The organism is Nocardia concava NBRC 100430 (genome assembly GCF_000308815.1).
GTDB classification, from domain to species: Bacteria; Actinomycetota; Actinomycetes; order Mycobacteriales; family Mycobacteriaceae; genus Nocardia; species Nocardia concava.
In genome coordinates, this window is record NZ_BAFX01000116.1 from 1 (window position 1) to 10042 (window position 10042).

Sequence of the window (10042 nt, forward strand, 5' to 3'; positions counted from 1 at the left end):
CACCGCCGCCGGGCACCCGGTGCTCACGCTCTACGACCGCCCCGCACCGGGCATGACCGCCCTACCCGGCATCCGGGCGACCGCGCACGCCACCGTGCTCGGCTGCGCGCTGGACACCAATTTCGAGGATGTCGTGCGCGTGGTGGAGACCCTGCCCGAGGGCTGCGAGCCCTACGAGGACCTACCCACCGCCATCGCGCCCTGTCCGCCCGGCCACGACATCCATCTCGCGGAAGCCTTGGAGGACACCGCACATCAACTGCTGGTGACCCTGCCGCAGGTGCCCGAGACCGCCGTCTTCGACATCCTCTGCCGCCGCCCGCCCCGGCTGCGCACCGGTGACGCGCTGCCCGAGGTCTTCGGCGATCACGCCGCCGCCGTCACCGCGGCCGTTCTCGCCCTGGACAATTCGTATGTGGCCGTGCAGGGCCCGCCCGGCACGGGCAAGACCGACACCACCGCCCGCGCCGTGGAAAGGCTTGTCACCCGGTACAAGTGGCGCGTCGGGGTGATCGCGCGCTCGCACCAGGTGGTCGAGCATGTGCTCGACGCCGTGGTGCAGGTGGGCGTGCTGCCCGAACTGGTGGCCAAGGCCGACGCCCGCTCGGTCGCGTCGGAATGGCTGCCCATCGAGGCGTCGCGGTATCAGCGCTTCCTCGACAATGCCGTGAACGGCTGTGTGGTGGGCGGACTTTCGAGCGATTTCACCGACCCCGAACGCATCCCCCGCGACAGCCTGGACCTGCTGGTCATCGTGGACGCCGGCAAGTTCCCACTGGCCGAGGCGGTCGCGGTGGCCGTGGCGGCCCGCAACCTGCTCTTGGTCGGCGATCCCGCGCCCCCATCGGGCCGCGGCTCGCATCCCGAGCCCATCGCCGAATCCGTGCTGGGCCGCCTGCTCGGCCCGCACCGCACCCTGCCCGCCGCCCACGGCTACTTCCTGGACCGCACCTGGCGCATGCATCCCCGCATGTGCGGGCCGGTGTCGCGGCTGCGCTACGACAATCGGCTGCGCTCCAACGAAACCGTCACCCTGGCACGGGAACTCGACGGCATCCCGCCCGGCGTGCGCACGGTGCCGGTGGAGCATCACGGCAACAGCACCGAATCCGCCGAGGAGGCCCGGGAAATCGTGCGCCAAGTGCGCACCCTGCTCGGCCTGCCCTGGCACACCGGCGCGCTCACCCGCCGCCTGCACCCGCACGACATCCTGGTGGTCGCGCCCTATCACGCGCAGGTCGCGCGCATCCGAACCCTGTTGTCGCGGGCCAGGATCGAGGACGTGCTGGTCGGCACCCCCGACCATTTCCAGGGCCGCGAGGCCGCGGTGGTGCTGGTCTCCATGACCACCTCCGCCCCGGAGGACGCCCCGCACGGCATCGGCGCACTGCTGTCGCGGCACTGGCTGACCAGCGCCATCTCGCGCGCCATGTGGTCGGCCATCATCGTGCGCTCCCCGCTGCTGACCGAATACCTCCCGGCCACCACGGCGGAACTCTCCGATCTCGCTGCAGTCCTGCAACTCGACCGGGTCTGAACCCCGTCAGAGACGTCAGCCGAAGTTGTGGCCCTCGCCGCGATAGGTGGGCACCGTCGTGCGCGAGCCGTCGCCGTCGACCAGGTGGACCTCGTTGAAGCGCTCGCACAGCTCGCCCGCCTTGGCGTGGCGGAACCACACGCGATCGCCGATCGCCAGGCCCTCGGCCCCGGTCAGGGGCGTCTGCACCTCACCCGCACCCTCGGTGCCGATCAGCTTCAAACCCTTGGGCCACACCGGCTTCGGGACCCGCGACGCGCCCGCGGGACCGGAGGCGATGTACCCGCCGGAGAAGACCGTGGCGATGCCCAGCGCGGGACGCCGCAGCACCGGCGTGGCGAAGTACATGGACGGGCGCGGCGCGAGATTGCGGTATCCGTCGAACAGGGTCGGCAGATACAGCCCCGATCCCGCGGTCACCTCGGTGACGTCCGGGTCACTGATGCTGACCTCGATGGATCCGGTGCCGCCGCTGTTGACCAGCTCGAGCTCCCCGATCCGCGACCGCACCGCCTCGACCACCGCGCGGCGGCGCTTGCCGATCTCCTCGGCGGACAGCTTCTTCACCAGGCGCACAGCGAGATTGGAGTCCGGCAGCCCCGCGATCTGCGCCTCGTAGGTCATCAGCCCCACGACTCGGAAACCGCGCGAACGGGTTTCGGCGGCCAGCTCGGATGCCTGCTCCGGGGTGCGGATCGGCGAACGGCGCACGCCCAGGTGGATCGGCCCGATGCGCAACGAGGCATCGACATCCAGACACACACGGGGAGCGACCTTTTCGCTACCGACGGCATCGCGGATCAGATCCAGCTGATCGACGTCGTCGACCATGAGCGTGATGGAGTCCAGCAGCAGCGGATCGGCCGCGAGTTCGGCCAGCGCGTGCCGATCCACGGTGGGATAGCCGAGCAGCACATCGCGCGCACCCTCGCGCACCAGCCAGATGGCTTCGCGCAGTGAGTAACCCATGATGCCCGCGAAGCCACCGGAGGCAGTGAGCTTGTCGCCCAGCACTTCCTCGAGCACGGCGCGGCAGCGCACGGATTTACTGGCCACCCGGATCGGCACGCCGCGAGCGCGACTCACCAGGTCGGCGGCATTGGCGCGCAGGGCGGTCATATCGACCGCGGCCAGCGGAGGCTCCAGATCGGCGGTGGCCGCGTGCAGCCCGCTGATCGGCGACGGATCGGTCACCAGATCATTCGACCACGAACTTGGTCACTCGTCCAGCATTAGTTCCGGGACAGTCCCCAGCGGTTCCGGGACTGTCCACGGCAGTTCTACGGCAGGTCCACAGCCTTCGTGGACAGGTACGACACCAGATCGTCGAGCACGACGAGCGAGATCTCGTCATCGCAATCGGCGAGCCAGCGCAGCACCATGCCCTGGATGACGGCCAGCAGGTAGGCCGCGATGGCCTCCACCGGCTCCAGCCACTGGGTGCCCGAGCGGCGGGCGCACAGGTCCAGAAAGGAGGTGACATCCGCGTCCAGGTCCCGGAACATGGCCGTGGCCACCGGGTCCGGCACGCACGCCGCCTGATTCTCCCAGCGTGCCCGCAAAACGGCGAGGGTCGACTCGTAGGCCCGCAACTGCCGGTCCGGATGTGCTTTCAAGATCGGCCACAACGTGCTGACACCCGCGTGCAGCAGGATGCGCAGGGCGCGGTTACCGCTGAAGTCGAGCGACCCTGCCGTCTTTTCGATGGCCTCGGTCATGGCCGGACGAAGTCCGACCTGGGTGATTTCTCCACTTGCGCTCAACGACGACTCCCTTTGGCGAAAGAACTCGCGCCTGGCGGCTCCGGGACCCGGAGGTCACGACGCCCGCGCGGTTCGCTCAACGGGTGGCTAGATCGGCGCTGATCTTTCCGGTCAGTACACCGGCGTACCCGTTCAACGGGTATCGATGTTACGTCGTTTTTCGGCTCCACAACCAGCTTTGATAGCCGATTACGTACCTGAAGAATGTTTTGTTACCTAATTGGAACAGCCCTGCGATCGGATGGGAATGATCAAATTGCACGATCGCCTGGTAAAGCCGTTGATAGGACCACTCGGTATTTTAAGGACGGGTGTGCGCCGAAACATAGCGTCTGTGCGCGAGCCCACACCCCGGGACGTCAATGCCGCCCACAGTTAGCCTGACGGTGTGACTTCTGCGCGCCCTGACCAATTCCTCATCTCGGGCACCTTCAATTTCCGCGACGTCGGCGGTGCCCGCACCGTCGACGGGCGCAAGGTACGCACCGGCGTCCTCCTGCGATCGGCCCAGCTCAGCCGCGTCGACCCGACCGGTCTGCTCGCACTGTCCGAGCTGGGCGTCACCGATGTGCACGACCTGCGCGGCCCCGCCGAGATCGAGTACATCGGCCACGACGTGCTGCCGGACGGGGTGCGCCTGAATGTCACGCCCTTCGACTCGCGCATGGGCGAGGCCCCGCCGCACGAGGCGCGCGATCACCGGACCGCCGCCACGCACATGCTCGAGGTCTACCGGATGTTTCCCGCGCTGCCCGAGGCGCACCTGGCCATCAAGTCGCTGGCCGATTCGATGCTGACCGGCACCGCGCTCGTGCACTGCGCCGCGGGCAAGGACCGCACCGGCTGGGCCGTCGCGACCCTGCTGCGCGCGGTCGGCGTCACCGAGGAGGACGTGTACGCCGACTACCTGCTCAGCAATGACGCCGTGCCGACCCTGCGGGCCTTCATGGCCGGCTCCGACGTGGACGTCTCCGACGACCTGCTCGGGGTGCGGGCCGACTACCTGGACTCCGCCACGAACTCGATGCACGAGACGCACGGCGGCCTCGACGGCTACCTGGCCGCGATCGGCATCGAGGCGGAACAGCGCGACGCGCTGCGCGCGCGACTGCTGGAGTGACTTCGTCATCCCGGCGTGTTCTTGGCCGGGATCCAGGGTTGATTCCGGCCAAAAGCACGCCGGAATGACGAAGTCGGTCAGTCCCCGGCGGCCTGGCGGACCAGGCCGTCGTCGTCGATGCTGACCTGATTGCCCGTATGGAACCAGGTCCCGGTGAAACGGGACTCGGTGGTCTGCGGGTCGTTCCAGTAGCGCGGGGTGACGTTGGGTCCGCGACAGAGCAATTCGCCGTGACCGGCGTCCGCGCGCGGCCCCCACAGGGCGAGTTCGGTTCCGCCGAAGGCGAATCCGAGCGTGTCGCGTCCGGCCGACTCCTCGTCGCGGGCCAGGCCGATGCCGGAGGTCTCGGTCGCGCCCCACACCGACCACTGACGGGCCGCCGGGAACACCTCGCGCAGACTCGCCGACACCGCCTCGCAGGCGGCCGGATCGGCGGCGGCCAGTTCGGCGCGATGCCCGGCGCTGCAGATCTGGCGCACCCGCTCCACCCGCAGTCCGGCCAGGCCGGGCAGCAGTCCGGCGAAGATGCGGGGTGTCGCGGAGACCATGTCGATGCGTTCGGCGACAAGGGCTTCCGGCACCGCGGACCGGTCGGGGGTGAGCACCACCGTGCCGCCGACGGCGAAGGTGGGCAGCAGCTGGTCCACGCAGCCGCTGGCGTGCGCGAGCGGCAGCAGCACCAGATTGCGCAGGCCGTCGGTGGGCAGTTCCAGCGCGCCGACCACGGAACGGATGGCGGAGAGCAGATTCTCGTTGGTCAGCTCGACCCCGCGCGGGCCGGTCCCGAGGCAGGGGCTGGTGTAGCAGAGCAGCGCCAGCTCGCCGAGCGAGGCGCCGTCGTCGATGAAGGCCGCGGCATCGGGCAGGGCCTCGCGGTATCCGGCCGCCCGGCCGCCGCCGTCGAGGACGAAATCGATGCAGGCGTCGCCGATCACGCGCTCGGCCACGTCGTCCGGCAGGCCGTCGGGCACCAGGACCGGGACCGCACCGGAGAGCAGCGCGCCCAGGAACGCCTGCACCCAGCGCGCGCCGACGGGCATCCGCACCGCCACCCGGTCGCCGTAGCCGATGCCGTGTTCCTGCAGGCCGCCGGCGATGCGGGAGGCCGAGTACCAGAGTTCGCGGTAGGTGAGCCGGGGGCCGCCGATCTCCACCACGGCCTCGCGGGCGGCGAAGGTGTGTACCTGGATGTCGAGTAGCTCGGTGAGCGCGGGCGTGAGGTTGCCGTAGCGCAGGATGCCGTCGGCCGCGCGCGCGAGGGGGTTGTCGCGCCAGCCGTCGTTTGTCGATCCAGCACAGCGACTTTGCGGGTATTCCACGAGTAACTGCGACATCGTCCCTCCGAGTGCCTCGTTCGCCCTGCCAGGCATGAGTGACTATATGATGCAGATCACAGCCGTGGGCGGATTGTCGGCAAACGGATGTCAGGTTTTGACGTCACGGAAACAGATCGCCGCCCGGTCAACCCGGTGTTCCCCCGGGCGAGCCTGCGGAAACGTCGGATTCGCGGTGCCTTTCGCATTGCCACACCGGGTTTCGCGGCCGAGCGGTTTCGATTACCCCCCAATCTCGCACCCGTGCAGGTGAGAGGCTTGACACGCCCGAGGAAGCCCGACACACCCGGGCGCGCAATGCGACCGGGCGGTCGATCCTCGCGATTGCCCCCTATTTGCCTGTGTACGTGGCCTTTCCGGGCCCGACCTCCAGGAAGCTGCGCACCGCGTTCTTCAGATCCTCGGTGCCGAAAAGTTGCCCGGAGACCTGCGGGGTCACCGAATCCGCGTGCACCACACCGCCGGAACGCCAGGCCTCGATGATCTGCTTGGTGGCGGCGTGGGCACGGGTCGGGCCCTCGGCGAGGCGGGCCAGCAGGGCGCGGGCCGCAGTGTCGACATCCTCATGGACGGCGTTGACCACACCCCAGTCGGCCATGGTGGCGGCGTCGTAGAGATCGCCGGTCATCACGAACTCGCGAGCGCGACCCGAACCGGCGCGCTCGGCCAGCCGCTGCGGGCCGCCCATCGACGGGGTCAGGCCGACCACGGTCTCCACCAGACCGAACTTGGCCTTGGGCGCGGCCAGGATGATGTCGCAGGCCAGCGCCATTTCGAAGGCCGCGGTCAGGGTCAGCGAGTGGGCGGCGAAGACGACCGGGCAGGGCAGCGCCTCGAGCGGGTGAATGATGCGCGCGAACAGCGTCTGCCACAGCTGCGCGCCCTCGTCCTCGGTGAGACCGTCGAAGACGTGCACGTCGACGCCGCCGGACACCAGCTTGCCGTCGGCGCGCACCAGCAGCGCCCGCGGCGGATTGGCCGACAGCTCCTCGAGATCCACCGCGAGGGCCTCCAGCAGGGCCTTGTCGAAGAGGTTCAGCGGCGGATGCGCGATGGTCAGTACCGCCGCGTCCGCGCCGCCCTCGGTGACGATGCGTTCCAGGCGGGTGGGCTTCGAGTCAGTCATGGATGCGAATGTATGCGCCCGCTCACTTTTCCGACAGGCCGGGCACACCGTCTTGCGACAGCCGTGACGGATTACCCGATGGTTCGCGGCCCGTCTCGATTCTGGACTGAGTGGAGCGGGGGAGCGAAGCGGAGGAGCGGAGGGAGGGAAGAATCGAGACCTCCAGGGCCGCGAACCCGCCCGGAGCGAAGCGGAGGGCAAAATGGATACGGTGACCACGTCGAAAAGCGAGCCGGGCACCTATGTCGAACCCGGCGAATTCAAGCGGGACACGAATTACATCGAGACGCGGATAACCGCGGACGGGCGCGACGGGTATCCGGTCGAGCCCGGGCGGTATCGCCTCGTCGCGGCGCGCGCCTGCCCGTGGGCCAACCGCACGCTCATCGTGCGGCGGCTGCTCGGGCTGGAATCGGTGCTGTCGCTGGGACTCTGCGGGCCCACCCACGACAAGCGCAGCTGGACCTTCGATCTGGATCCCGGCGAGGTGGATCCGGTGCTGGGGATCCACTTCCTGCAGGACGCCTACTTCAAGCGGTTCCCGGACTATCCGCGCGGCATCACCGTGCCCGCCATCGTGGACGAGCGCAGCGGGGCGGTGGTCACCAACGACTACGCGCAGATGACCCTGGACTTCTCCACCGAGTGGACCGAGTTCCACCGGCCCGGCGCACCCGCGCTGTATCCGGAAGACCTTCGCGCGGAGATCGATTCGGTGAACCGCCGGGTCTACACCGAGGTCAACAACGGCGTGTACCGGTGCGGATTCGCGGGCGGGCAGGACGCCTACGACGCCGCCTACGATCGGCTGTTCACCGCGCTGGACTGGCTCGAGGAACGGCTGGCCACCCAGCGATACCTGGTGGGCGACACCATCACCGAGGCCGACGTCCGGCTGTTCACCACGCTGGCCCGCTTCGATCCGGTGTATCACGGGCATTTCAAGTGCAATCGGCAGAAGCTCATCGAGTTCCCGGTGCTGTGGGCCTACGCCCGCGACCTGTTCCAGACCCCTGGGTTCGGCGACACCGTGGACTTCGTGCAGATCAAGCAGCACTACTACATCGTGCACACCGATATCAATCCGACGAAGATCGTCCCCAAGGGACCCGAACTCGGCGACTGGCTGACCCCGCACGGCCGAGAAGCCCTGGGCGGCAGGCCGTTCGGCGACGGCACCCCGCCGCCTCCACCGCTGGAGGCCGAGCGGGTGCCCGCCGGTCACGGTGCGGCCTGAACCGCCTACTCCCCCGCCGTGCCCCGGTAGGTGCCGAAGCTCCAGTAGACGCCTTCGGGGTCACGGCAGACGAAACCCCTTGATTCATAGTCGGTTTCGTCGCGCAGCTCGCGGGTGATGTTCGCGCCCGCGGCCTGCGCCCGGGCGTACACGGCGTCCGGATCGTCGACGACGATGTAGGCCGAGCCGACGCCGGGCGGCTGGCACGACAGGGCCGAGCCCTCGCGGACGCCGCCGAGCATGATGCCGCCACCACCCGGCCAGGCGAGTTCGGCGTGGTGCACGAGGTCGCCCTCGGCGTAGCAGGCCCGGGTCTCGAAACCGAAGGCCGTTTCCAGGAACGCGATCGCGGCCTTGGCGTCCCGGTAGACGAAGGTCGGCCAGACGACGGTGCCGGTCTGAACAGAAGTGGTCGATTCGCTCATGCGTCTACCCTCCTGTCCCGGCGGGTTCCCGGTCTTGGACGAATGGGAACACCTCCCGCTCCCGCCACACCGACGGCGGCATGCCCGCCAGCTCCCGCCATTCCCGGGCCATGTGCGCCTGGTCGTAGTAGCCCGACGCGGCGGCCACCTCGGCCAGCGGCGGCAGGATCGGGTCGCGCAGCAGCCGGTGCGAGCGCTCGAAGCGCGCCACCCGGGCGGCGTCCTTGGGGGTGATCCCGAACTCGGCGCTGAACCGGTTGCCGAGATGCCTTCGGCTCCAGCCGATCTCGTCGGCGACGGCGGCCACCCGCACCGCCGGGTCGGGGCCGGACAGCAGCTCCCAGGCGTGGGTGAGCTCGGCGTCCCAGGACACCGGATCGATCTGCCGCAGCAGGATTTCGTCGATCACGTCGAAGCGTTCCGGCCAGGAGTTCAGCAGCGAGAGTCGTTCCCGCAGTTCCTTCGCGCGCGGCCCGAGCACGTCGGCCAGGTCCACGATCCACGAGCCGAGCGCCGCCGTGGGCATTCCGAACAGGGCCCGGCAGCCCAGGGGCGTCAGGCTCAATTGCACGCCGTGCTGAAAGCCGTTGTGCGCGATCACCGCCGGATGCACGGTGAGCCCGCTGGCCAGCATGTCCCAGCGGCCGCCCGGCTGACCGGGATGCGAGGACACCGGGATGTCGATGGGCTCACCGATGGTGATGATGACCGTCAGCACCGAGCCGGGCATTCCGATGTGCGTGCCCGGTGCGAAGCCGTGCAGCAGGTAGCCCTCGTACCCGAGGACGTATGCGCGCAGTCGCGGGTCGGGAACTCCGGACGCGCCTTCGGACACGCCTGCCACGCCGTCCAGCCTAATAGACACTGTCGGCGCAGCCGTCCTGATCTAGCGCACGGCCGGAGCGAATGCGGAGGTACGCCTATGCCGATCTTGCGCCACGCGCTGGGCCGATCTCGCGCCGCGCGGGGCCGCCCCATCCGGAACCGGTCTATCTCGCGAATCGTTGTCCGGGTGCCATAGAGTTTCGGTCGGAGGACCGCACACGTAAGGGGTTGTCGATGTTCAAGGCCGGGCTCGAGAAGGCGGTCGTCTCGCTGCTCGACAACGGAGCCCAAGTGCAGGCTCCGGCTGTCGCCAAGTACGTGGGCAAGCTGCGGGACGCGCATCCGGGCGAATCGCCCGCTCAGATCATCACGCGCCTCGAAAAGCTCTACCTCAATACCGTGACCGCCTCGGGCACGGCGGTCGGCGCGACCGCGGCGGTGCCGGGCGTCGGCACGGTGGCCTCCCTGTCGGCGATGACCGCGGAGACCGCGTTCTTCCTGGAGGCCTCCGCGGTGTTCACCCTCGCCGTGGCGGCCGTGCACGGGGTCGCCCCCGAGGACAAGGAACGCCGCCGCGCACTGGTGCTGGCCGTGGTGCTCGGCGAGTCCGGCATGGAGATCGTGCAGAAGAGCGTCGGGGCCTCGGCCAAGAATTGGGGCGGGCTGCTCGCGGGC

9 protein-coding genes and 1 pseudogene are annotated in these 10042 nt (G+C 69.1%); 4 read left to right on the top strand and 6 right to left on the bottom strand.

The annotated features are described in order from the left end of the window. The coding region (locus ON43_RS27250; protein ID WP_157514212.1) for a DEAD/DEAH box helicase at positions 1 to 1537 on the top strand (1537 nt) is incomplete at its 5' end. A 15-nt stretch (positions 1538 to 1552) separates the two neighbouring features. Here ON43_RS27250 and ON43_RS27255 read toward each other — a convergent pair. Then, complete coding sequence (locus tag ON43_RS27255) at positions 1553 to 2731, bottom strand: amino acid deaminase/aldolase (protein ID WP_040812006.1); 1179 nt, start codon at positions 2729 to 2731, stop codon at positions 1553 to 1555. 86 nt (positions 2732 to 2817) lie between these two features. Further along, positions 2818 to 3300, bottom strand: coding sequence for a TetR family transcriptional regulator (locus tag ON43_RS27260; protein WP_245568770.1), 483 nt, complete (start codon positions 3298 to 3300; stop codon positions 2818 to 2820). A gap of 388 nt (positions 3301 to 3688) precedes the next feature. Between ON43_RS27260 and ON43_RS27265 the strand changes: the two genes are divergently transcribed. Further along, on the top strand, positions 3689 to 4420 hold the full coding sequence (locus ON43_RS27265) for a tyrosine-protein phosphatase (protein ID WP_040812008.1): 732 nt from the start codon (positions 3689 to 3691) through the stop codon (positions 4418 to 4420). 77 nt (positions 4421 to 4497) lie between these two features. On the opposite strand, the gene ON43_RS27270 is transcribed toward ON43_RS27265, so the two are convergent. Then, on the bottom strand, positions 4498 to 5754 hold the full coding sequence (locus tag ON43_RS27270; protein ID WP_040812010.1) for a class I adenylate-forming enzyme family protein: 1257 nt from the start codon (positions 5752 to 5754) through the stop codon (positions 4498 to 4500). A gap of 331 nt (positions 5755 to 6085) precedes the next feature. Further along, on the bottom strand, positions 6086 to 6880 hold the full coding sequence (locus ON43_RS27275) for an enoyl-CoA hydratase/isomerase family protein (RefSeq protein WP_040812012.1): 795 nt from the start codon (positions 6878 to 6880) through the stop codon (positions 6086 to 6088). A gap of 202 nt (positions 6881 to 7082) precedes the next feature. On the opposite strand from ON43_RS27275, the gene ON43_RS27280 reads away from it, so the two are divergent. Further along, complete coding sequence (locus ON43_RS27280) at positions 7083 to 8117, top strand: glutathione S-transferase family protein (protein ID WP_051179333.1); 1035 nt, start codon at positions 7083 to 7085, stop codon at positions 8115 to 8117. 5 nt (positions 8118 to 8122) lie between these two features. Here the strand turns inward: ON43_RS27280 and ON43_RS27285 are convergent, their stop codons facing one another. Continuing rightward, entirely contained in the window at positions 8123 to 8542 is a 420-nt protein-coding gene (locus tag ON43_RS27285; RefSeq protein ID WP_040812014.1) for a VOC family protein, read from the bottom strand. Between the two features lie 4 nt (positions 8543 to 8546). After that, entirely contained in the window at positions 8547 to 9386 is an 840-nt protein-coding gene (locus ON43_RS27290; RefSeq protein WP_086008029.1) for a helix-turn-helix domain-containing protein, read from the bottom strand. A gap of 215 nt (positions 9387 to 9601) precedes the next feature. Between ON43_RS27290 and ON43_RS27295 the strand changes: the two are divergent. Next, positions 9602 to 10042: pseudogene (locus tag ON43_RS27295) on the top strand (hypothetical protein); the annotation flags it as partial.